Origin of the sequence: Paenibacillus illinoisensis NBRC 15959, from assembly GCF_004000925.1 — a bacterium.
Lineage (GTDB): Bacteria > Bacillota > Bacilli > Paenibacillales > Paenibacillaceae > Paenibacillus > Paenibacillus illinoisensis.
The window spans coordinates 585893-611430 of record NZ_BIME01000001.1; the positions used below are offsets into that span (position 1 = coordinate 585893).

Sequence of the window (25538 nt, forward strand, 5' to 3'; positions counted from 1 at the left end):
TTAGTCCTGTTGTGGTACAAGCCACATATAAGAAGCGTACGGACTAAGTGAGATGACTTGATCCAGAGCAGGTGCCACCTCTGTGTTGCCAATAAGCAGTTCAGCCGTTTTACCGGATACGTGATCGTTCCAGACCGCTGCTGGCAGTGAGAAGGATACCTCTCTCTTGCTGAAGTTGGACACAACGATCAATGTTGCATTGCCATTTGTCCGGGCATAAGCGAATACTTCGGGATGTGCATCATCCAGACGCTCATACAGACCGTCTGTCAGTACGGGGACCTGTTTGCGCAGTGCAATGAGCTTACGATAGTGATAGTAGATCGAATTCGGATCAGCCAATTGTTCAGCTACGTTTGTCGAAGGATAACGTTCATCTACTTTGATCCAAGGTGTACCTGTTGTGAATCCGGCGTTCTTGCTGTCATCCCATTGCATCGGCGTACGGGAGTTGTCTCGGGAGCGCTCTTTCACGATGGCAAAGGCTTCTTCCTCTGACTTTCCGCGTTCTTCCTGAAGCAAACGATACATATTCGTGGATTCAATGTCATGGAATTCGCTTACGTCATTCCAGACGGGATTCGGCATTCCGATCTCTTCACCTTGATAGACATAAGGCGTACCCTGCATGCCGTGAATGGTTGTTGCCAGCATTTTGGCACTCTCAGCACGGTAGTCCCCATCATCTGCGAAACGGGACAGCGCTCTCGGCTGATCATGGTTGTTAAGGAAGAGTGCGTTCCAGCCTCCACCTGCCTGCATTCCTGTCTGCCATTCACTGAACAAGCGTTTCATCGCTTCAAAATCATAAGGCATCAATTCCCACTTCTGCCCATTCGGATAATCCACCTTCAGGTGATGGAAATTGAACGTCATTGAAAATTCACGGGAAGCCGGGTTCGAGTAGCGGATGCAATGTTCCAGTGTTGTGGAAGACATCTCTCCAACCGTTACCATGTTGTAAGGACCGAATACTTCCTCATACATCTCGGTGATATATTCATGAACACGTGGTCCGTCCGTATAGAACTTGCGTCCATCGCCTGGTCCTTCGCTGCCGTCATCATTCGGGAAACGCTGATCCTTGGAGATTAGGTTAATGACGTCCATCCGGAAACCATCTACACCCTTTTCTGCCCAAAACTTGATCATGTCCCTTACAGCCTTGCGAACCTGTTCGTTTTCCCAGTTCAGATCGGCCTGGGTTTTGTCAAACAAAGTCAGGAAGTACTGCCCTGTCTGCTCGTCGTACTGCCAAGCGGGTCCGCCGAATTTGGACTGCCAGTTGTTTGGTACGCCGCCGTCCGGAGCCGGATCTTTCCAAATGTAATAATCCCGGTACGGATTATCCTTGGATGAACGCGCTTGCTTGAACCATTCATGTTCGGTTGACGAGTGGTTCACCACAATATCGATCATCAGTTTCATATCACGAGCCTTCAGGCCCTGCAATAATTCATCAAAATCTTCCATCGTACCAAAGTCCGGATTAATCTCGTAATAGTCCGCTACGTCGTAACCATTATCATTCTGCGGAGATACATATACCGGCTGCAGCCACACAATATCAATTCCGAGGTGCTGCAAATAATCAAGCTTCTCGGTCAGCCCCCGAATATCCCCGGTACCTGAACCCGTGGTGTCGTTGAAGCTCTTGGGATATACCTGATACACCGTGGAAGTTCTCCACCACGATGAGGAAGTTGTATCGTTTGAACTCATGTTAACGCCTCCAATAAGTTGTATTGCACATGATCAAGATCTCAGTTAACTACATTTCTATATTACATAAGTAAACATGTATATACAAGTTGAAACTACAATATACCTAGAATATTCCTCTTCTACACATTCCCCATTAATAATCGCTCTGTAACATAAATTTGCAGGTTTGCTTTTGGCAACTCCCTGATACATGTAGTGGTGAAGTAGTGGTGAACGCAAATAAACGTCTGCTTTCGCAGTGATAACACTGCAAAAACAGACGTCTTTATGGGTTGGTAGGTTCCCCTTGTAAGGGGGGGATACTCGTGAATCAAGACTCTGGCCTTTCTAAAGCATTTCGGGCGATACGGCTCTTTTCCCTTGTTCAGACCTATTTACTGGCATTGATGATATCGAGGCCTGTTCTTCACGTTCCAGTTCTGCAGCGGTGATCTCACCGGAAAGAACGGCGCGCATGCGCTTCTGATCCAGCAAACCTTCCCACTTGGCTACGACGAATGCGGCCACGCAATTGCCCATCAGATTCGTGAAGACACGCATCGTGTCCATGAAACGATCTGCTCCAAGCAGCAGCGCAACCGCAGCAACCGGGAATGCATTGAGCGCAGCCGCGGTAGCCGATAATGCAAGAAAGGCAGAACCGGGAACACCAGCCATCCCCTTAGAGCTTAGCATTAACACGAGCAGGATTGTGATCTCTTGTCCGAGCGTCAGGTCGATGCCTACCGCCTGAGCCAGAAATACGGTTGCAAGGGAAAGATAGATTGAAGCACCATCCAGATTGAACGAGTACCCTGTCGGAACAACGAGACCAACGACTGCTCGGTCACATCCCGCTTTCGTCAGCTTATCCATCATACGGGGCATAACCACTTCGGATGAACCTGTTCCAATCGCCAGCACGACTTCAGAACGGGTATATTTTACAAATTGTAAAAAGTTAAGACCGGTGATCCACCAAGCCGCAAGTGCAAGCATCACCAGGAACAACAAGGCAGCTCCATAGCAGGCAATGATAAGCATCCCGAATGAGGAGAGCGTGGAGGCTCCATACGCTCCAACCGTGTAGGCCATGGCACCAAACGCACCAATTGGAGCAAGTTTCATGATGTACCCAATAATCCGGAACAGAATTCCCAGTATATTCTCAATCAATGTGAGCACATTTTCCTTTGCTTTGTTCTCGGTTGCCGCCAGTGCCACTCCAAACAGACAGGCTACAAGTAATACTTGCAATAATGCATTTTGTGCGAAAGCGTCCACAACACTGGTCGGAATGATGTTCATGATAAAATCGACCACATGCGGCAGCTCGGATCCGTTCGTTTTGGCTTCAATGCCACTTGCATCAAGTGTTGAAGGATCAACATTCATGCTTGCACCGGGACGGAGCAGGTTGGCTGTACCGAGACCAAGGACGAGAGCAATCGTCGTTGCAATTTCAAACCATATAATCGCTTTGAGTCCGATTCGCCCAACCGACTTCAGATCACCGATTTTAGCAATACCTGTAACGATCACCATGAAAATAAGAGGTGCAATAATCATTTTAATCAATTTGATGAAGCCTGTTCCAAGCGGTTGCAGTAAGCTGCCCAAATCAGGCCACAAGATACCTACACCTATCCCGATGATCACCGCCACAATAATTTGGAAAAACAATGATTTCATAAATGACATGAACGTTCCCCCTATTTTCCGTTCCCTTCGGAACGTTGTTTACGTGTAGTTTTTTATAACATCCCCAACCAGCCTGCAACAATGAAAATTCAATATTTTTGTTATATGTACCAACTTCAAGCCCACTTTTTGAACCTAAAACCGAAAAAAAGCGAATATCACGTCAGTTATCATAACGTGATATTCGCCTTTGGCCGTATATTCGAATGTTATAAAATAGTGTTCATGTACAAAAAAAACGATTACGTAAATGAACGTGCTAACAATAATAATCATTCAATTCAATTAAAGCGTGATGGATTCGCCTGGTGCAAGGACCTGACCTTTCAGGCCTTTGGCAGCAAGTTGCTGTACAAAGTTCTCAGAATCCTGACGGATCACCGGGAATGTATCATAGTGCACCGGAATGGTCAGTTCTGCATTAAACCACTCCGCAGCCTGCAGTGCGTCTTCTGGGCCCATTGTGAAATGCCCGCCAATCGGCAGAAAAGCTACGTCGATCTGATGACGGTCACCAATCATTTTCATATCGCTGAACAAGCTTGTATCTCCGGCATGCAGAATGGTTTTACCACCTATGTTAATGATGAATCCTGCAGGCATTCCTGCATACATGATTCGCTGCTCCTCTTCAAGCACAATCCCCGAAGAATGGAACGCCTGAATCATTTTGGCCTGAGCAAAATCCAGATCTACTGTTCCGCCCATATTCATGCCAATGGTGTCCAGCCCTTTCCAGGACATGTATGTAGCCAGCTCCACGATGGCGACAACTTTGGCATTATTTGCCTTGGCAATCGGTTCGGCGTCGAGAATATGATCCATATGTGCATGCGTCAGCAAAACGGCATCGGTTTTGATGTCTTCCGGCTTGGTCACGGCCAGTTCATTGCCACGCAGGAACGGATCGATAATTAAAGACTTCTCCCCAGTACCCAATTGTACGCTGGAGTGTCCATGGTACGTCATTTTCAACATTTTAAGTCCTCCTGACAATTGGATGTGAGCAACCTCATTTCTCAAGTTCCGCTGCGTTCACATCCATCTTAATGGCATTTACCTACTTTATTATAAATCAAACCGTTTGCGGGAAGCAAAATGTCGCCTTCAGGATTGCAAACGGTAGACTCTGGCTTCATAGGGTTGCAGCAGAATGGTACCTTCATCCGTTGAATACCGTCTTTTCACATTGCTGATGACCAGCTTCGCACGTTCCTCTGTCCAGCCTTCTGGCCAGTGCATCTCCGGTTCATGCCCTCGAAAATTAAGGATGATGAGCATCTTCTCGTCATCCAGCGTACGTGTATAGGCATAAATGTCCGGATCATCTGGCAAGAGCAGTTCATACTCACCGTAGATCAGCACTTTGCTCTTCTTCCGAAGGGCAATTAGCTTACGATAATAATGCAATACGGATCCGGGGTCATTTTCAGCAGAAGCCACATTGATCTCTGTGTAGTTATCGTTGACCTGAATCCATGGCTCGCCTTCCGTAAACCCTGCATGCTCCGTGTCGTCCCACTGCATGGGTGTACGTGCGTTATCCCGGCTTTTCAGCCAGATCGCCTTCATAATGTCATTTTTGTCCCGCCCTTGGGCGATATAATGCCTGTAATAATTCATCGTTTCAATGTCTCGATACTGCTCGATATTCGGAAATGCAACGTTCGTCATGCCGATCTCCTCACCCTGATAGATGTAAGGTGTTCCTTCAAGGGTAAGCATCCAGGTAGCCAGCATCTGGGCAGACCGAACCCTGTAACGGCCATCGTCTCCGAAACGGGAAACCGGGCGCGGCTGATCATGATTGCCCATATAGTTGGCATTCCAGCCTCTACCGTGCAGGACAGTCTGCCAGCGGCTCATGATTTCCTTCAGTTCAGTCAGCTTCCACTCCCTGTAATTCCACTTCCCTATCCCCGAAGATTTGGCGTCCACAAACATATGCTCAAACTGAAACACCATATTCAGCTCGTTGCGATCTGTTCCCACGTAAGCAAGAGCCTGCTCCGGGCCCAGACCTGACGTCTCTCCGACGGTCATGGGACCATATGGCTTCAGAATCATGTCGTTTAACTTGTTCAATATGGAATGTACTTGTTCCAGGTTGGAGAACAGCTGATATGCTGGGACAACCGGCAGATTGTCAGGATTATGTGCACTGGGCAGTCCTTCAGCCTTGGCAATATGGGCTACCGCATCAAAACGGAACCCGTCCACCCCTTTTTGCAGCCACCAATGCACCATTTCGTACATCTCCTCGGCCATTTGTGGATTGTTCCAATTCAGATCAGGCTGATGCTCGGAGTACAAATGCAGATAGTATTCGTTCGTTTCGGGATCATGCTTCCACACGGACCCGCCGAAATAGGATTCCCAGTTATTCGGAACCTGACCGTTTTTACCTGATCGCCATATATAATAATCCCGTTTGGGATTGACCTTGGAGGAGCGGGATTCGGCAAACCAGGCATGCTCATCCGATGTGTGATTCAGCACCAGATCCATCATGATTTTGAGCCCTCTGCTGTGAGCCGCTGCGAGTAACCGGTCAAAATCCTCCATCGTGCCGAATTTGCGCATAATGGCATAGTAATCGCTGATATCATAACCGTTATCATGTCCGGGAGATTCATAAATGGGACAGATCCAGATGACGTCGATCCCCAGATCCGTCAAATAATCAAGCTTTTCATAAATGCCCTGCAAGTCACCGTGACCATCACCATCCGAATCCTTGAAACTGATGGGATAGATCTGATATACAACACTCTCTTTCCACCACACGATGTGGATCACCCCGTTTCCGCTCTTCACTAATTTTTGTCCGCACATTCGCATTATTCTGATATCTGTCATGAACATAGGTCATTTAAGTACAGAACAACCCGTTAATATGTTTTATCCGAAATGCCGTCTGTATAAACACAAACGTATCCCGAAGCATACAAAAAAGACCAAAATGAATTCCGCCTGAGTGGCAGACTTCTATTCTGATCTTCATGTCTTTATGAACTGTACAAACAGACGGAATGCAGTATAACCGATCCAGGCACCTAGGGTATTGAGGATGATATCATCCACGTCAAACGAACCCACACGTAAAACCAGCTGCGCCAATTCAACGGCAAGCAGCAGCAAAATAACAGTCCGTGTAAATTTCAACCCCGTTCGGCACGAACGGAACAACCAGGGAATCCATATGCCCAGTGGAATAAATAATACGATATTACCGAACAGGTTTTTTACCCAGGCCTCCGTACTGTATCTTTCCCTCTCTAGTAACAAGGGTCCGATCGTCTCAAGCGGAACAAGATTGTATTGATAACGATCCCCTGGGACCCTTCCATGAAGAAATAACAAATTCCCCATGATCCATATGTATGCTATTGCAAAAACGGCAACCAAGACCACGACCCAGGGCTTGTATATTCCCCTACCTATTTGCATGTACCAGTATCCTCCGGTAATGATTTCCGCAGTGCGGCTCCCTTATTTTACCGGAATATAGATCTTCATGTCCAACTGCTCAGGGGTGGATTTCCACACATCGGTTATCTCAAAATCAGGACCTTCCCTGCGTTCATAATTGGATTGGGGCAGCCAGCTGCCATAAATCATCTTGCGGATATCCTGTCCGGAACCATCCACTGTGAATTCGGCGTACAATCCCCCCGGGATCTCAAATGCTGTATAACCTGGTTGAAGTTGTACCTTGTCAGATGAAGTTTCCTCACCAACAAGAAATGTGAATGCACCATCATCCTCAAATTGACAGGCGACACCATAGGCCAAATCAGGACGTACTCGTTCAGGGATATTCATAAATTTCTGTTCTGAACCAAAATCATGATAGAATCCCGGAATTTCGTTATAGTGCTGGTCGTTATTCAAATTCGTGTGGTAAGCGTAACCTATGATTTGGATGGCCTTCATGGTAACAAGGCGTGGTTTGTTCATAATAAACTCTCCTCCCAGTCGGGTACGATAGTCGTTAAAGTCAATACTCTGCTGAATCTTAGCAGAAGCGGGCAGCTCATTCAGCTTGCGAAAGCGGGCCGGTGTCGTGCCCCAATGGGCAGTGAATGCTCTGGTGAAAGCTTCCTGCGAATGATATCCCCACTTCAAGGCCACATGGAGGATGCCATCTGCCGAGTCCAGCAATTGCCTAGCTGCTTCTGTCAGTCTGCGCTTGCGCACATATTCAAGCACGGTAAACCCGGTGATCGCCTGGAATAAACGCTGAAAATGAAACGCTGAAAAACCCGCGGCTGCCGCTGTCTGCCTCATGTTGAATTCATCTTGCAAATGCTCCTCAAGATACCCAATAGCCCGTTGTATTTGCGAGTAATGATCCATAACGAGTAATTTCCCTTTCTTCATAGAAATAGAGATGAATGCTGTCCTCTTGATTTGATTATCACTTAACGGAAGTTTATTTTTTTGATATTGCGTGCGGTATTCAACTCTTTTCCAATAAAAATAACACAACAAAGTCCCCTTGCATCAAGGGGACTTCATCTCCTGACTTATTTACCTCAGCCTTTCCAGTGTCCCGAAACCGGATGAATTCCCCAGATATCAGTAGCATATTCGCTAATAGTACGGTCACTGGAGAAGATACCGGATTGAGCCGTATTCAGAATCGTTTTATGTGACCAGCCGGGCACATCCCGATAAGCCTTATCAATGGCCGCGTGGGCATCGGCATAGGCAGCAAAGTCACGCAATACAAAATACTCATCTCCATGTGCCAGCAAGGAATCATAGATATCCCAAAATTCGCCTTCCCGACAACAGAACGGTCCTGGATGAACGAGCTGTTCTACCACTTCGCGAATGCGTTCATCCTGCTGTACAATTTCGTTAGGACGATAGCTGCCTGAACGATAATAATCCAGCACTTCATCCGCTCGCAGACCGAAGATAAACATATTCTCTTCTCCAACCTGCTCAGCCATTTCCACATTAGCCCCATCCATCGTACCAATGGTTAACGCGCCGTTCATCATAAACTTCATATTGCCCGTACCTGAAGCTTCCTTCCCTGCAGTGGAGATCTGTTCACTGACGTCCGCGGCCGGAATAATTTTTTCGGCCAGAGAGACGGAATAATTTTCGAGGAAAAATACCTTCAGCCGGTCATTTACCGCCTTATCCTTGTTCACGGTATCCGCGACCGTGTTGATCAGCTTGATGATTTTCTTCGCAAAATAATAACTTGGTGCAGCCTTCGCTCCAAAGATGAATGTACGTGGAACGATATCGAATGACGAGTCATTCTTAAGACGGTTATACAGGTGCATGACATGTAAAATGTTCAGAAGCTGGCGCTTGTAGCCATGCAGCCTTTTCACCTGTACATCAAAAATGGAATCCGGGTTAACCGCCGTTCCGGTATGATCCAAAATGTATGCCGCGAGCCGTTCCTTATTTTCGTGTTTAATGGACCTTAACTGCTGCTGGAATGATGCGTCGCCTGCAAATTCGGCGAGTTCATTCAATCTGCCTGGCTCTGTCATCCATTCACTACCGATCGTATCGGTAATCAGATTGGACAGTTTGGGATTCGCATGCATTAACCAGCGACGATGTGTTATCCCGTTCGTTTTGTTGTTAAAACGCTCTGGATACAAGGCATAGAACGGCGCCATCTCCCGCTCCTTCAAGATTTCGGTATGCAATGCAGCGACACCATTAATGCTGTGACTGCCGACAATCGCCAGATGTGCCATACGAACCTGATCGTTCGCAATGATAGCCAAATGCTGAATACGCTCCTGTTCTCCCGGATAACGATCCAGAAGCATGCCGCAGAATCGCTTGTTTATCTCTTCAATGATCATATAAATGCGTGGCAGCAGCTTGCTGATCATGGACACCGGCCATTTCTCCAGCGCCTCACTCAGCGTCGTATGATTGGTATAAGAAACGGTACGCGTTGTAATATCCCATGCTTCATCCCAACCATAACCCTTCACATCAATGAGAATGCGCATCAATTCCGGAATGACCAGCGTCGGGTGGGTATCATTGATGTGGAATGCCACCTTGTCTGGTAACCGGTCATATGAGAGTTCCAGCTTGTTAAACGTACGCAATGCACTCTGCACGCCAGCAGAGCACATGAAGTATTGCTGTTTCAAGCGAAGCAGCTTGCCCTCGTACTGGGAATCGTCCGGGTACAGAAATTCGGAGATCGATTCCACCGACCGGCTGTAATCCAGGTAACCGTAATAGTTCGAAGGGGTATCCATCGAGGTTTCCCTCTTCGGCTCTGCACTCCACAGGCGAAGCGTATTCACATGCGGCTGACCGTATCCAAGAACCGGAATATCGTAGGGTACCGCAACGACGGATTCCGCATCCTTGGTTACAAAATGATAATGTCCGTCCTGCTCGTAGGCCTCTACCCGGCCCCAGAACTGAACCTCGACCTTTTTGTCTGGCCGTCTTACTTCCCATTCATTGCCCTTATCGAGCCAGTTGTCCGGAAGCTCTACCTGATTGCCACCGATGATTTTTTGCTCAAACAATCCGTATTTGTACCGGATACCACAGCCATGGCCAGCGTAGCCGAGGGATGCGAGCGAGTCCAGAAAGCACGCAGCCAAACGGCCCAATCCGCCATTTCCCAGGCCGGCGTCCGATTCCTGTTCCTCAATGTCCTCCAATGAGAAGCCCAGCTCGGCGAGACTGTCGCGTACCAGTTCCAGTTCATTTACATTCAACAAATTGTTGCCCAGCAGACGTCCAATCAGGAATTCCAGCGAGAAGTAATATACCTGTTTATCCTGGCGCTGCTTGAATCCCTGATTCGACGCTGCCCAGTCCTGGCCCGCATACTCGCGAATCATGCTGCCCAGAACGTGATAGACGTCTTCGTTCGTAGCTTCTTCAAGTGGTTTGCCCAATTTGCTGACCAGATTCCGCCCAAATATACTCTTGAATGTTTCCTTGTTGTCAAACAAAAGCAGGTTCCTCCCGGTGAAATTCTGTAGGATGGTTTATATCATACGCTTCACTGCTCAAATCCAGCAAGTGCCCGTTCCGGTTACGAATCGTTCTTCCGATCGCCGTTATCCCTGGATTTTTTCAACTTTTTAATAAGGTGAAAATCCAGGGATAAATGCGAACGCTTTGCTTCTCCAGAATCGACTTCGTCCCCTTCACTACTTCTGCTCTTCCTGCTTGAGCATTGCAATTTCGCGTATAACCATCCTTCAGAATTTTTATTTTATTTATAGATGATATCGGTTAACAGCAGGTATTAGATAATAGTACTCTTAGCCAAGATATACGGGTTCGACGGGTCCCCGATGAGCGTCTGTCCACCAGTCAGTTTCACGTCTTTGTCCAGAATGACATTCTCCAGTACCGCATCTTCACCGATGTAACATTTCTGCATGATAATTGAGCCTTTAATTCTGGCTCCCTTCGCTACCTGCACTCCCCTGAACAAAATGCTGTTCTCCACTTCTCCGCCCACAATACATCCATTGGCAAGCAGTGAATGTTTGACCTCGGCCGTGTCGAGGTATTTCGCAGGTGCCTCGTATTTAATCTTGGTCTGCACGGGTTCTTCTCTGAAAAGTTGATCATACAGCCCCGTATTCAACAGCTCCATACTGTTGCGATAATAACTGTCAATGGAATTAATCACGGCATGATAGCCCTCATAAGCATAGGCCGCAATGTTTAAACCATCCGGATTTTTCTGTATGACATCACGGAAGAAATGGCTCTCGCCATGATCAATGCAGCGCTGGACCTGACGCAGGAACAACTCCTTTTTCATGATGAAAATTTCTGTATATATATTCGGGTGATCGGCGCTTTGGTGAATGTCCACCACATTACCGTTCCCGTCATGTTCAACTTTGACACAGGCATCGTGCTCAGGCAGCAGTTGATCCACTCTTTTGCAAATCAGCGTCACGTCTGCTCCCTTATTCACATGATATTGATAGGCATCCTGCAAATCTACTTTGGTCACATGCCGACTGCCGGCATGAACCACATATTCACCCGAACCGCGGTGAAAGAAATCAAGATTGTTGTGAAAATGCTGCAAATCCCCCTGTGACGTATCCGTTGGATCATTCCAGTCCGGCGGCAAGATGAACATGCCTCCATGTTTGCGATCCAGATCCCAGGGTTTGCCGTCACTCAGGTGATCCATTAACGAACGGTATTTGCGGCGGACAAATACCCCAATACTCTCTATGCCCGCATTCATCATATTGGATAATACAAAGTCGATTAGACGGTAACGGCCGGCGTAAGGAACCGCGGCTCCGCAGCGAAAGTACGTCAATTCCTTCAATTCCTCAAGTTCATGATCAAGGTTAATAACACCGATTAATGGTTTCATCGCATGCACCGTCCTTTGGGCTCAGATTAGACTTTAGTTGTCATTCCCTGTTGAAGCTGACGTTCCAATTCTTCATGGTCCACAAGCAATACGTCACTTTCATCCTCAGGCGCAGGGGATAGGTAGGTTCCATCCGGAATGACCAGCCCTTCCGCAATGATCGCTCTGTGAATGTGCACATTCTTCCCGATCTTCACCCGTGGCATGACGACAGAATCAATGACGGAACTGTGCTCTCCAACCTCCACCCCGTAGAACAGTATGGAGTGGTTAACCTCTCCATGTACGATACTGCCTTCACTTATAATGCAATTCCGCACCTTGGCTGCAGGTGAAATATACTGTGCCGGCTGATTCGGATTACGGGTGTAAATGCGCCAATTGGGATCATTCAGGTTGAGCGGTGTCTCCTCATCCAGCAGATCCATGTTGGACTCCCACAAACTGCGGATGGTACCTACGTCTTTCCAATAGCCTTCAAAAGGATAAGCGTATAAGGATTTTTCATTTTCAAGCAATAAGGGAATGATGTCTTTGCCAAAGTCGTATGAGGTGGATGCCTGTTGTTCGTCCTGAATCAGGAAACGTTTCAGTACATCCCACTTGAAGAGATAGATACCCATGGAAGCAAGTGTGCTTTTGGGTTCAGGAGGCTTTTCTTCGAATTCGTAGATGCGGTAATCATCGTGGGTGTTAAGCAGCCCAAACCGGCTGGCTTCTTCGAGCGGAACATCAATGACCGATATGGTGCAATCCGCGTCCTTTTCCTTGTGATACCTGAGCATTTTTTCATAATCCATTTTGTAAATGTGGTCCCCTGAAAGGATAAGTACATGCTCTGGATCGAATTGTTCAATAAAATTCAGGTTGCGGTAAATCGCATCTGCTGTGCCTCGGTACCAGTTACTACCGTCTTCACGTTCATGCGGTGGAAGGACGTATACCCCGCCATTTTTGCGGTCCAGATCCCAATCGCTGCCGATGCCGATGTAGGAGTGCAGTACCAGAGGTTCGTATTGTGTCAGTACACCAACGGTATCAATGCCTGAATTGGAGCAGTTGCTTAGAGGAAAATCAATAATCCGGTATGTCCCGCCAAAATATACAGCTGGCTTCGCCAGTGATTTGGTCAACCCTTTTAACCTTTTGCCTTGCCCTCCTGCGAGCAGCATCGCTACAACTTCTTTTTTTGCCATCATTACAGCCTCCTCCACGCGCATTCTTTCTGGTACATTTCAGAGCCCATAATCCATATTCTGTTGTTTGGACGCTGTTGTCATGATTAGGAGCACGCTGTACAGACAAACCATATCCATTGATATCGCAATCTCGCCCGAGACTGTAGCGGAACGTAATTCATTGTATGTCTGAGTAGGATGATCATTACAGAGTAGCCTTGACTTGCCGTGCAGAGGTGATTGGTGGAATTGAAATTAAGATGTACCCCGTGAGAAATGCAATCCATTATCCCTAATTAACATTAAACACGAAACGGGCTGGGGAATCTTGCTAGGAAACGTAAGACAAAAGTTCAGGCTGAAATCACTCCTTTTTGATGCTGCTGTGATTAGATTATTGTATTCGCTGTAGGGATTCAAAATCCTTTTGCTTTTGTACGATTGATTAAAATGGAAAAATAAGTAACTTCCCACCTTGGGACATGACAAAAAGCCAGGACTGTGCCCGGCTCATCGCCAGCTCATTTATCGTTTGTGAAAAAATACTGTTCATCGTGTTGTACTCGTATCTATATAATTTTGCGAAAAAGCTCCATCACTTCTTCTCTCGAAGGCTTATACGGATTGCCGGGGGCACAGGCGTCTTTCATCGCATTATCTGCAAGCAGCTCGAGATCAGGATCCGTCACGCCCAGCTCGGACAATTTCTCGGGAATGCCCACTTCCCTGGAGAGCTGGCGAATAGCGTCAATGACATACATGGAGCACTCTTCATCACTCTTATCCTTCACATTCATGCCGATGGCTTTGGCGATATGTCGGAATTTGCCGGGCACATGCTTCGCGTTCATCTCCTCCACATAAGGGAGCAGCATGGCGTTACATACGCCGTGCGGCAGATCGTACACCCCTCCAAGTTGATGTGCCATGGCATGCACATAGCCGAGACCCGCATTATTAAAAGCCATTCCTCCCAAGAAGCATGCATAGGTCATGTGCTCCCTGGCTTCAAGGTCGCTCCCGTCTCTGACCGCTCGTGGCAAATACTCAAAAATCAGTTCAACCGCTGCTGCAGCTGTCGCACTGGTCACTGTGAATCCGCCAGGCGTCACCATCGCTTCCACCGCATGGGTCAGAGCATCCATGCCTGTTGCAGCTGTCAGACTGGCTGGCTTGCTGAGCATCAATTCCGGATCGTTCACTGACAGAGAGACCAGACTGTTTCGATCCACCATTACCATTTTCACCTTGCGTTCCTCATCCGTAATCACGTAATTAATGGTCACCTCACTCGATGTACCTGCAGTCGTATTGATCGCTACAAGCGGTACAGACTTATGATGCGATTGATGCAATCCTTCGTAGTCCCGAATATGTCCACCATTGGTAGCAACAATGCCGATGGCTTTCGCTGCGTCCTGAGGTGAACCTCCGCCGATCGATATAATGGCATCACAGTCATGTTCCTGATACACTTTGAGACCTTCATGCACATTTTGACACGTAGGATTGGGCTGTATTTCATCATATACCACGTAGTCTAGCCCTGATTTTCTTAATATAGACAGTACTTGCTCAGCTACACCGGAAGAGATCAGCTGCCGATCGCTAACAACCAGTGCTTTGCGAATATCCATGTCCTGAATCATCTTGCCTGCTTCCTGTAAACATCCCCTGCCCATCAAGTTCACGGGCGGAACATAATAAGCATGTGTTGCCATCTGAACCAGCCTCCTGTAACCCCTGATTTACTGTCTTTATTGTAACTGAATCCGTTTTCAGATATAGTGAAATAAATCACATTCAGTGCAAAAATGTAACACTTCCGTACACCTTGTGCTTGCCTTGCCCTTGGCCCGCTCCTTCCTTCTACTTTCACAAGTTATAGCTGCACGCAAAAAAACGGCCTGAAACCAGAGGTTTCAAAGCCGCTTTTTATGAATGTTGTCATCCTATCATTTACCATCAACATGGTATGGACGATTGGTATCTGTTTGCACAAAACTTGCTTACAGAGCTTTATCGTCTACCCCATCCAGCCACGCTTCAATATCACCGATTACAGAAGAGACACAGCCATCCTCAAACGGGGAATTCAGACCAGCCAGTTCAACCAATCCTGTGAATGAGAGGCTTCCTCCCGCTTTGCACAGGGTCAGATAGTCGGCCCATGCAGACTTCATATCCTCGTTACTGCGTTTCCAGAACTGGAAGGCACAGATCTGAGCCAGCGTGTAGTCGATGTAATAGAACGGCGAGGAGAAAATGTGCCCCTGCTTATGCCAGAATCCACCTTGCTCCAGATAGGCATTATCCTTGTAGTTGATGTGTGGCAGGTACGTTTTCTCAATGTTGCGCCATGCCTGTTTACGCTCAGTCGGTGTTGCATCCGGGTTGGCATAGACGAAATGCTGGAATTCATCCACGGCAACGCCATAAGGAATAAAGAGCAAACCGGAGGACAGGTGATCAAACTTGTATTTGTCCGTATCTTCCTTGAAGAACAATTCCATCCACGGCCATGTGAAAAATTCCATGCTCATGGAATGAATCTCTGCCGATTCATAAGTCGGCCAGTTGTATTCCGGCACCTCAAAGTGACGGCTCTCATACACCTGGAACGCGTGACCGGCTTCGTGTGTCAGGACATCGATATCCCCGGATGTACCGTTAAAGTTCGAGAAAATAAATGGTACTTTATAATCATTCAGGAAGGTGCAATATCCACCGCCCTGCTTGCCCTTTTTACTAACCAAATCCATCAGTTCGTTCTCCGTCATCATCTGGAAGAACGTATCCGTCTCAGGGGACAGCTCAGCGTACATTTTTTTACCATTCTCAATAATCCAGTCCGGATCCCCTTTAGGAGTCGGGTTACCTGTCTTGAAGCTGAAGCCCTGGTCATAAAAATAGAGCGTATCTACATCGATCCGGCTGCGCTGACGCTCTCTGAGCTTTGTAGCCACAGGCACAATATAATCACGAACCTGCGCTCTGAAATTGGCAACCATTTCCGCGTTATAATCGGTACGATTCATGCGATCATAACCAAGTTCCACATAGGATGGATATCCTAATTTTTTGGCAATTTGCGTACGTACTTTTACAAGCTCATCGTAAATGCGGTCAAATTCCGCTTCGTGCTCAGCCATGAACGTATATCTTGCTTCCGAAGCGCGTTCCCGCATGGAACGATCTGTAGACAGTTCAAACGGATGCAGCTGTGGCAAGGTACGTTCTTCGCCTTCAAACGGAATTTTTGCGGAAGCAATCAATTGATTGTATTCCGTGGACAGCTTGTTCTCTTTTTGAAGATCCTCGATAATTTCCGGGCTGAAGGTCTTCAAGGACTGTTCTGCCAGCTGGAACAGCTGAGTTCCCCATTTTTGCTCCAGTTCTGCACGGAATTTCGAATTCACCAGTGCCCGGTAATAATCGGTGATGTACTCTTGAATAATCGGGGAGCTTTCATCCAGAAATTCGTTTTCAGCTTTGTAGAACGTATCATTCGTGTCAATCGAGTGACGGATATAGACCAGTTGCGCCATAGTCTCAAAATCACTTCGCAATGCGTTAATCTGATCCATAAATCCGCTTTGCTCATCCACCGTAGCCGCAGCTTCGAAACCTTTCAACAGCTCACGGAAAGATGTTTTGATTTTTTCCAGATCGGGACGTGTATACGTATATTCACTAAATTTCATTTATGTACACCCTTTCCTGTTAGGCATATTTCGGGAAATATCCCGAGTTGGACTAATCCCTATTATACAAAAGAGCAGCCTAAAAATCCCATCTTTACGAAAAATATTTGTCCATCGGTCAAATTGTGCGACACCTTTCGTTATATATATTACGCGCTTATGTAAGGTACAAACTTATATGTAAGTAACGTATTGTACAGAACAACAGGATAACATCTTGCCAAAACAAATAAACCTGCCTCGCAAACGCGCGAAGCAAGCTTATGGCTTGTCTCATGTCCATGTCATTTATGGTTTAGCTATTGTCTTTGTCAAGAATCTGAAAGAACCAGCCCATTCCGATCATTCCCACAACCATTACTGCAATTAGAATAATGATGTATGTCATGAATGTACCCCTCCCTGCATCCGATTGATCAACATACTATTTACAGTTTACACGGTGAAACGCCTTTTGAATTGTCCTAACATTGACAAAAATACGACATCTTTAATTTTAACATAAACTATTATTGCACAACCGTCGGATTGGCATCCAAAGTTCAAAGTGAACTTCCTGCAGACGGCATGACTTACCAGAAGTTTCATCCGTCATATTTCCGGTGTATACTATAAATCTATGATTAATAAGTAATGGCTTGAATGCAGCTTGTAGCATGGACTTATGCAAATCGCTTACGTAGAAAGGTTGAAATCAATGTCGTCGAATCGTATTCCCTTACGTCATCTATTTCTTACATTTATGCTTAGCCTCATGCTGATTATTCTATCCGCGTGTGCCGATGGAGAAGCTCATCTGACCGTCAACATGGATGGTTCAACCGATCTGGATCTGAACCTCGGCGTAACCGAATCCGCCCTCGGAAAGATTGGACAGGACAATCTGATGCCCATGCTCGAAGAAGCCCTGAAGAAAAACAACTTTCAAGCTGAGGTCGTGGACGACGGAGAACGGAAGCAGCTCTCAGCAACAACCCACTATGAGAAAAGCAATACCGCCGCCAGCTTCGATCTGTCCAAGCTTCCAAAAGGCATCCAGGTCGAGCAGTCCACGGAGCCAGGCTTCTTCACTTCCAGATTCCATGTTACTGCTACCGCTGACCTGATGGAATCCATGCCTGATGGGGAGATTAAGGATCAGATCAACAAGGTGCCCAGTTTCCTTAAAAATCTGCTGCTGAAAGATGTGAACTTCGATTTCAAATTGAGTCTGCCAATCAAAGCTGAAGATTCCAACGCGGACCTGGTTGAAGATCAGGGGAAGACATTAACCTGGCACGTTTCTCCCCTCAATTCGAATACACTGGATTTGACGGTACAGGTTCCCAACATTCGTAACATTATCATTACCGCAGTCATCGCTTTAATTGTCGTGGCTTCCCTGCTCATCTGGTTTTTCATCCGCCGCAAACGGACAAGACGTCGCCGCAAAGGATAACTTCAGCCGGTTAATGTGAAAACTGGAGCAGAATTGGATGTTTGACTTGCCAAACCGTGTTATGGATAGTAGAATACATCCGTACTGTGTGAACGGTTAACATTATGGAATAGCTAAAGAGGTGACAGGTTTCATGAATATCCGGGAATGCCCACTGCCTGGTATCGGAGTTAAGTACCAGTTTGATACAAAAAGCGGCAACCAACTGGTTCTTATTAAACACGAAGATGGACGCCGCGAATTGTTCTCTGTTGATCCTAGCGATCAGGAAGAACTTACATTGATTGCGGAACTGGAAGATGATGAATGCGTAACCCTCTCCGGGTTGATCGGAGGATGGTCCTGATCCTTTTTGGTCATGGACTATGGTTATAGACCTAAAAAAAACCTGCCCCTTTAACCGGGAGCAGGTTTTTTGGTTTCATCTCACTCTCTCATGTATCCAGCATTTTACCGATGAGCCCGGATATAAGGTACCCAAGTGCGCAGTACACGGGTAATTTCGGACGAACTGAACGGTTTACTGATAAAATCCTGCATTCCGCATTCCAGGCATGCTTCACGATCACTTGCCCCTGCAAATGCCGTTATAGCTGCGATGACCGGAATCTCGGGATGGCTTTGTCTTATTTTGCAGGTTGCTTCAATTCCGTCCATGATAGGCATTTTAATATCCATGAATACGATATCGTAGGATTCCCTTTGCAGTGCGCGCACTGCTTCCTCTCCATTCTCAACGATGTCACAGACCCCGCCAAGCTTACGGAGCAGTTCCTCCATCAGATGGCTGTTCACCGGTTGATCCTCAGCTATTAAAATGCGAATATTGGCTGCCAGTAGGGATTGATCTTCTTCCCAAGTATCATCTGCAGCTTCCATTCCGTCACCGGACTCATCCTGCCACTTCTCAAGCTGAAGTGTAAAATGGAACTCTGCTCCCTTGCCCATTTCACTATGCACCCCAATGGCACCATCCATGAGTTCAACCAGCTTTTTGCTGATCGCAAGTCCTAGACCGGTTCCACCATACTTACGATTAATGGCTGGATCAAGCTGGGAAAAGGACTGGAACAATTGATGCTGTTTGTCCACGGGGATGCCGATGCCCGTATCTTTCACGACAAAAGAAAGCAGAAGTTTGTCCGGATCGCCATCGTCCGTGACATTAGCATCCACACGAATCTGAATGCTGCCCTTCTCCGTAAATTTGACTGCATTGCCCACCAGATTGATCAGGATCTGACGAATCCGGGTCACGTCTCCTCTGACACGGTCAGGAATCCGGTCAGACATTTCACAAAACAGCTCTATATTTTTTTCGGCCGCTTTCAGGGCAAACAATTCCACAACACCCGCCAGCATCTCCTGGATATCCACTGCGTCACGTGACAGATCCATTTTACCTGCCTCAATTTTGCTGAAATCGAGTATTTCATTGAGAATATGGAGCAGCGATTCCCCACTATCGATGATGATCTCGGCGAATCCGGATTGCTCTGCATCAAGCTCTGTTTCCTTTAACAGATTAGCCATACCCATGATTCCATTCAGCGGTGTGCGCAGCTCATGACTCATAATCGCAAGAAATTCGGATTTGGCACGGTCTGCCTGTTCCGCTGCTTCCTTGGCACGAATGATGTCATTTACCGAAGTCATATCTCGGAACACCAGCACACCCCCGCGGGTATTTCCTTGATCCATAATCGGTTTCAGCTGGAATTCTGCAAGAAAACTGGAGCCGTCCTGTCTCCAGAAAACAGATTCCGAACGAGGCAGGCTGCGACCTTCACGAACAGCCTTTACAATCGGTGTTTCATTGGAAGGATAAGGGATGGCCTCGTTTTGCATTTGCAGAATGATATGCTCGAAGTGCACACCATTCATTTCTGTTGGACAGAATCCCATCATCTCGGCTGCAGCGGGGTTGGCAAATATCAATTTCCCGTTCTGGTCCAGTCCAATGACGCCTTCAGACATCGCATTCAGAATCAGGGCACGTTCGTAGCTTAGATTCTCGATCTCCTCCACATATTTTTTGGACTCGGTGATATCACTTGTAATTCCATACACGCCAACGACTCGATCCTCGAGGATAATGGGAACATTGATGACTCTGGTTTCAATTCTGCGTCCGTCCTGATGAATCAGCCCAATCTCATAACTCTGGGCCTTTCCTTTGACAGACTCTTCAAAATGATAGCGGGTTTTGGCCAGATCCACCGGATCAATCAAATGATCAAAGGATTGGCTGAGCAGTTCCTCCTTGGAATGTCCCGTCAAATGTTCCTGGCCGGCATTTGCTTTCAGCAAATTTCCATCCAGATCAAGGGATGCAACGCCTAGCGGGTTACAGTCAAAGAGTGACTGATACTCCTGCAGACTCTGCTCCTGTTTTTTGCTCTCCGTAATGTCCCGGGTCACTGCAATCATCTCCTGCAGGTTCCCTTCCTGGTCATAGATATAGTGAGTTATCGTATCTGCCCACACGACAGAACCATCCTTATGCAGCAGACGGTAGTTAATACGGTCTGGTGCCAGACCTTGGATCTGTCCTGAAACATATGCCTCTACGATTGGAATATCGCTCGGATGAATACAGAACAGTCCCGATTGACCCACGATTTCTTCTGGCTTGTAGCCCAGCATCCCAAGACTGGCGGGTGAAACATACTTGAAGGTCCGTTCCTGATCGGCGCAATGTATGGCAATAAGATCGAGAGAAGACTCTGTGAGTATGCGAGAGATTCGGGTGCTCTCCTCCAATTGTTTGCTCTGTTCAATCAAGTGCTGCTCCGCTTCCTTTTGTTTCGTGATATCAGCTGCCTGCACAAGCAAGTACAGCGGTTCATTGTTTTCTTCATCCCTTACGATACAAGCCCTAATCGTCGACCACAAAAGAGTACCGTCCTTGCGCTTTAACCGGACTTCCGTCTCATACATCTGGCTTACCCCATTCGTCATATCCCAGAAGTTGGACCTGAATCTCTCCATCTCCTGATCTACATCATGGATCATATGTACAATCGGTGAGTCGATTAGCTCATCTTCACTAAATCCCAGCATTTCACAAAACGCAGGATTCAGCTGGAGCCAACGTCCGTTCACATGCGAAGCAACAGCAATGCCGATTGGTGCATATTTGTATAATTGCTCAAACAGAGAGCGGCTCTCTGTAATTGGATTCGACACCGCTTATCCTCCTTTTTTCAAATTATTCTCTATTCCATATTATTCGTAATTAACTGCCTGTGCTGTACATAACTTCATCTATAGAGTAGTACCCCAAATAGGATGATGATTAAACGATATCCACTGAATCTTTTGCATGAATCGACATTTTGTGTGCGCTTTTACACGGGGATTGTTCAAACAGAGTACAATCCGGGTGCCAATCGTCATATAAATGAAAAGATACGCGTGAGGTTCCGTTCACACAAGCCCAAACATCTAACGAAACGGAGGTTGTCTTGTATGATCATCGTTGCGAATCAACCGCTAGATTTGGTACCTTCTCAGTGGTCTGCTTTTGAATGGCATTGGTTGCAGCAGCTTCAGAACAGACCGACCCTATATTCCTATCAGACCATGGATCATCTGCAATTCGAATGGAAGCTTCGCGCCTCTCTGGTTCATGCAGCTGAGGGATTGAATGCCAGCGGGGTCAGCTTTGCTTCATTTGAGAAATCAAGATGTAATCCCGCCTACTGGAATCTCAACAATGAGGGAGGATTTGAACTCAAACCGAATGTAACTCCTGCTGAAGGCATTCGGGATATTTGGAGGAATGGTTCCCTGTATGCATTTGAATGCGCAACAGCAACAGTCATTGTGCTGTACGGAGGGGTGCTCGAAAGTATTCGTGTAGAGGCCTTCAATTCACTCTTTCGGGACTTACTGCTCTTCGATTGGCACTATGACAGCGATCTGCGCTTAACCGAGAAGAACGGCAGCCATAACGCACTTCCCGGCGATGTACTTTATTTCAAAAACCCGGATGTCTCTTCCGAAACGCCAGAGTGGCAAGGGGAAAATACGATTATGCTCCGTGAAGATCTGTATTATGGTCATGGCATCGGTATTGCCTCTGGTGGACAGATTATTCGCACTTTGAATCAATTCCGCACTCCCGGAAGCCAAGTTTCGGCCTACTTGATGGATAACGTGATTTATCCCGATTTTTATTATCTATCCCGTTTCGCCGAAAATAGTGATCTGAATGCACCTGCAGGAACTACGCCTGTATTGCCTGGACAATTATATGTACGGATTGGCGGAAGTCGGTATCTCCGAACATGAAGCTGAACGTTGGGTTAACGAGGATTCAGAGAAAAGAAAAACGTTTGACCACAACATAAATAAAGCCCAAATGAAAACAGATTCACTGCCTTTTCATTGGGCTTCTTCGCATAAACTTATTGGGAGACCTCAACGGCTTTCCATTCTTCCGCATGCCAAGCACATAAATCAACCTGTTATTATGTGTTTGGGTCCAACTTGACAACAACCTGCTTGCCACTTACCTGAATACCTGTTGTTTTAGTGCCATATTCAGCCAGCGACTTGCTTAGCTGCTCAGCCCACTCCTTACCTGCGGCGCCTTCTTTGCTTCCGTGAACCTGTATGACCAGCTTAACCGAGTCACCTTTTTTCAAGATACGTTCCGCCTGAGCTTGTTTCGTATCCCGGTCATGGTCTTCCATCTGCAAGTTGAGACGAATCTCCTTAACCTTGCGTTTGTCCGGCGATTTGCCGGATTTTTTCTTCTCCTGCTGAGCTTCCTGTATGGCTGCTCCGGCACGGATGAGTTTGCAGGGTGGCGGGCTTGTCATCAGGGACAGGCATACCAGATCCACTTTATGCTGCTTGGCAAGTGCCAAAGCTTCTTTTGTGGACATAATACCGAGATCTTCGCCGTTCAGTCCGGTCAGCTCAATCTCGGATGCTTTGATCTTTTCGTTCTTAATCATGGTGTGTCCTCCTTTACGGCAAAAGCCCGTCCTGACCTATGACAGATCAGAGCAGGCTTGGATCAGACTAATGCTATGTTCTTGCCCGATGGTTCAATTACAGGTTATTGAATGCTTCGGTCAGAACAGGGACGATTTGTGATTTGCGAGATACGACGCCTTTCAGCAATGCCTTACTATCGGAAAGTGTCACATTGTAAGCTTGTTCAACCGCTTTGGTAGACTGACCGTAAGCCAGTGCAACGGAATCATTATTCAGAATGTCCGTTACTACGAATAGGAACAGATCCAGACCCTTACTTGAAATAATCGCTTCGATAGCTGCTTCAAGTTCAGGTTGTTTCACAAGCACATCGTTAACGTCAACGGCGTTTACTTGTGCAATTTCCACTTTGGCTTGTCCCATGGCAAACTCTTTGGCATCCAGGGAGATCAGTTCTGCAATTGTTTTCTGGCTCAGATCCGCGCCGGCTTTCAGCATGTCCAAACCGTAGCTGTCAGCATCTACACCCGCAATGGCAGCCAGCTCACGTGCTGCTGCTACATCCTGCTCTGTGCAAGTTGGGGATTTGAACAACAGGGAATCCGAAATGATCGCGGACAACATCAGTCCTGCAATCGGTGCGCTAATTTCAACGCCGTTTTCTTTGTACATTTTATTCAAAATGGTTGCTGTGCAACCTACTGGTTCTGCACGGAAATACAGAGGCTGGCTTGTTTCAAAGTTAGCGATACGGTGATGGTCAATAACTTCAGCTACAGTCACTTCCTCAATATCACTTACACTTTGCTGACGCTCATTGTGATCGACAAGAATAACCTTGTTTACTTCGTTCGCAGCCGTTTTGATCAGGCGTGGAGCTTCCACCTTAAAATGATCCAGTGCAAACTGGGTTTCACCGTTCACTTCACCAAGACGCACAGCTTCAACGTCCTGTCCCAGTTTAGTTTTGAGATCCGCATACGCAATTGCAGAACAGATCGTATCCGTGTCGGGATTTTTGTGACCAAAGATTAATGCTTTTTCCATATTTATAGCCCTCCGTCAATTGTGATTAGAATAATCATATCATAATTCAAATCATACCTTACTGATTATAGCGTCAATAAGACTTAATTCCAAACCCTTAACAGCGAATGGATTGAAATTCGTTCTCAGGGTCTGCTTCATCACTGGAAAAGGGAGAAACCCTGCAGTTTTATTCGGAGGCCGTTTGAGCCACGTTCGCAATCAGGTGACTCTCCAGCTTCTCCCCATCACAGAGAGCCTGTACCAATGCCCGGCCAGATTCCGGGGTCATTTTGCCATACCAGTCTCCCTGCGGATACACGATCGTCACACAAGCATCGTCACACTGCCCGTTACAGCGTGTTCGTGTTGTATGAATAAATCCACCGGCCTGCTGCTTCAGAATTTCATCCCGTACAGCCTGAGTGACTTCCTCTCCTTCGTTCCGCATGCAAGTTCCACCGTTGCAGAGCAGGATGTGGTGCTGAAGTTGATCCAGATTATAAATAGCCAAAACTCGGTTCATTCCCCTCGACTTCTATGATATGTATTGATTGATAATGAAGTATCTTTCATAAAAATATAAAGTAGCATACGGAACTTGGATAAGCAATGCAAATATTATTCTGCCGAGCCTTCTCCAGTCTCTCCCCTTTTCACATGAAACGTCTGTAAACTGCCATCCTCACCGATCTCAAGCAGGTTCAATTGCTCACCGTAAGCACATCCGCCATCTATGCCGATCTTGTCACCACTAGGATCAAACCAGATATCTGCGTAATCATGCAGGTTTTTCACTGGTGTGTGTCCGAATACCACCGTATCCGGAATGGATGTGGGCCTGGAGTAAAAGGCCTCCCGAATCCAAATAAAGTCCCGTTCAGGCTGGCTGCGCCAGTCCTTTACATCCGGATTAATTCCTGCATGCACAAAGATATAACCGGGTACTTCATGAACAAGGGGGAGTTCACTCAGAAAACGGAGGTGATGCTCGTATCGGCTGCGAATCCAGTTCTTGGCTTCCATGTAGGCAGTCCAATCAATCTGTTCTTCATCAAAACGGATCTCCACGTAACTGCCCAGTGTCTGCAATCCGCCATTGCGAATCCAGTGCAGATCATACTCTTCCACGTCATTCATTAGGGCTTTGACCATCATCGCATCATGATTACCCTTGATCACCACTACACCATGCTTCTCCCTAAGTTCCATGATCTGCTCAACCACCTGCCGACTTTTCGGTCCCCGGTCCACATAATCTCCAAGGAGAATCAGTTCATCCTGATTGAGGTCAACATGCACTTGACGAAGCAGCGCATTGAATTCATCATAACAGCCATGAATATCACTTATGATACATCTGCGAATGTGAATTCCCCCTCTCTGCTTACTCAAGAATACAATTGAAGCCCCGCATGGCGGGACTCCAACCTCTTAGAATATAAATTCCCGTTCAACCGGCT

Annotated in this window: 19 protein-coding genes; 3 read left to right on the forward strand and 16 right to left on the reverse strand. The window is 46.8% G+C overall.

The window, feature by feature from the left end:
• From treC to PIL01S_RS02455, 11 genes are all read right to left on the reverse strand, one after another.
• Positions 1–1722, reverse strand: a complete 1722-nt coding sequence (gene treC / locus PIL01S_RS02405; RefSeq protein WP_127536101.1) for an alpha,alpha-phosphotrehalase — start codon at positions 1720–1722, stop codon at positions 1–3.
• 330 nt (positions 1723–2052) lie between these two features.
• Positions 2053–3405 carry a C4-dicarboxylate transporter DctA gene (gene dctA, locus PIL01S_RS02410; protein ID WP_127536102.1) on the reverse strand — a complete coding sequence of 451 codons (1353 nt, stop codon included), beginning with the start codon at positions 3403–3405 and terminating at the stop codon, positions 2053–2055.
• Between the two features lie 285 nt (positions 3406–3690).
• Positions 3691–4383, reverse strand: a complete 693-nt coding sequence (locus PIL01S_RS02415; protein WP_127536103.1) for a metal-dependent hydrolase — start codon at positions 4381–4383, stop codon at positions 3691–3693.
• A 129-nt stretch (positions 4384–4512) separates the two neighbouring features.
• A complete protein-coding gene (locus PIL01S_RS02420; RefSeq protein WP_281280762.1) occupies positions 4513–6240 on the reverse strand; it encodes a glycoside hydrolase family 13 protein in 1728 nt (575 codons plus the stop codon).
• A 165-nt stretch (positions 6241–6405) separates the two neighbouring features.
• A complete protein-coding gene (locus tag PIL01S_RS02425; protein ID WP_127536104.1) occupies positions 6406–6855 on the reverse strand; it encodes a VanZ family protein in 450 nt (149 codons plus the stop codon).
• A 42-nt stretch (positions 6856–6897) separates the two neighbouring features.
• Positions 6898–7764 carry an AraC family transcriptional regulator gene (locus PIL01S_RS02430; RefSeq protein ID WP_127536105.1) on the reverse strand — a complete coding sequence of 289 codons (867 nt, stop codon included), beginning with the start codon at positions 7762–7764 and terminating at the stop codon, positions 6898–6900.
• A 179-nt stretch (positions 7765–7943) separates the two neighbouring features.
• Positions 7944–10376, reverse strand: coding sequence for a glycogen/starch/alpha-glucan phosphorylase (locus PIL01S_RS02435; RefSeq protein ID WP_127536106.1), 2433 nt, complete (start codon positions 10374–10376; stop codon positions 7944–7946).
• A gap of 299 nt (positions 10377–10675) precedes the next feature.
• Entirely contained in the window at positions 10676–11779 is a 1104-nt protein-coding gene (gene glgD, locus PIL01S_RS02440) for a glucose-1-phosphate adenylyltransferase subunit GlgD (RefSeq protein WP_127536107.1), read from the reverse strand.
• 26 nt (positions 11780–11805) lie between these two features.
• The gene (locus PIL01S_RS02445) at positions 11806–12975 is read right to left on the reverse strand and encodes a glucose-1-phosphate adenylyltransferase (protein WP_127536108.1); all 1170 of its coding nucleotides are present in this window, start codon (positions 12973–12975) and stop codon (positions 11806–11808) included.
• A 551-nt stretch (positions 12976–13526) separates the two neighbouring features.
• On the reverse strand, positions 13527–14678 hold the full coding sequence (locus PIL01S_RS02450; protein WP_127536109.1) for an iron-containing alcohol dehydrogenase: 1152 nt from the start codon (positions 14676–14678) through the stop codon (positions 13527–13529).
• Between the two features lie 288 nt (positions 14679–14966).
• Positions 14967–16661, reverse strand: a complete 1695-nt coding sequence (locus tag PIL01S_RS02455) for a M3 family oligoendopeptidase (RefSeq protein ID WP_127536110.1) — start codon at positions 16659–16661, stop codon at positions 14967–14969.
• Positions 16662–17358: 697 nt separating this feature from the next.
• On the opposite strand from PIL01S_RS02455, the gene PIL01S_RS02460 reads away from it, so the two are divergent.
• Positions 17359–18099 carry a hypothetical protein gene (locus PIL01S_RS02460; RefSeq protein WP_127536111.1) on the forward strand — a complete coding sequence of 247 codons (741 nt, stop codon included), beginning with the start codon at positions 17359–17361 and terminating at the stop codon, positions 18097–18099.
• Between the two features lie 133 nt (positions 18100–18232).
• A complete protein-coding gene (locus PIL01S_RS02465) occupies positions 18233–18445 on the forward strand; it encodes a hypothetical protein (protein WP_127536112.1) in 213 nt (70 codons plus the stop codon).
• A 104-nt stretch (positions 18446–18549) separates the two neighbouring features.
• On the opposite strand, the gene PIL01S_RS02470 is transcribed toward PIL01S_RS02465, so the two are convergent.
• The gene (locus PIL01S_RS02470; protein ID WP_127536113.1) at positions 18550–21288 is read right to left on the reverse strand and encodes a PAS domain-containing hybrid sensor histidine kinase/response regulator; all 2739 of its coding nucleotides are present in this window, start codon (positions 21286–21288) and stop codon (positions 18550–18552) included.
• A gap of 282 nt (positions 21289–21570) precedes the next feature.
• On the opposite strand from PIL01S_RS02470, the gene PIL01S_RS02475 reads away from it, so the two are divergent.
• Positions 21571–22395 (forward strand): protein-glutamine gamma-glutamyltransferase, encoded by an 825-nt coding sequence (locus PIL01S_RS02475; RefSeq protein WP_127536114.1) that lies wholly within the window; start codon positions 21571–21573, stop codon positions 22393–22395.
• A 179-nt stretch (positions 22396–22574) separates the two neighbouring features.
• On the opposite strand, the gene infC is transcribed toward PIL01S_RS02475, so the two are convergent.
• The 4 genes from infC to PIL01S_RS02495 all read right to left on the reverse strand — a co-directional run bounded on the left by infC (position 22575) and on the right by PIL01S_RS02495 (position 25470).
• Entirely contained in the window at positions 22575–23066 is a 492-nt protein-coding gene (gene infC, locus PIL01S_RS02480; protein ID WP_127536115.1) for a translation initiation factor IF-3, read from the reverse strand.
• 97 nt (positions 23067–23163) lie between these two features.
• On the reverse strand, positions 23164–24096 hold the full coding sequence (locus PIL01S_RS02485) for a manganese-dependent inorganic pyrophosphatase (RefSeq protein ID WP_127536116.1): 933 nt from the start codon (positions 24094–24096) through the stop codon (positions 23164–23166).
• A gap of 169 nt (positions 24097–24265) precedes the next feature.
• Entirely contained in the window at positions 24266–24589 is a 324-nt protein-coding gene (locus tag PIL01S_RS02490) for a (2Fe-2S) ferredoxin domain-containing protein (RefSeq protein WP_127536603.1), read from the reverse strand.
• Between the two features lie 107 nt (positions 24590–24696).
• Positions 24697–25470 (reverse strand): metallophosphoesterase family protein, encoded by a 774-nt coding sequence (locus tag PIL01S_RS02495; protein WP_246058070.1) that lies wholly within the window; start codon positions 25468–25470, stop codon positions 24697–24699.
• Positions 25471–25538: the final 68 nt, after the last annotated feature.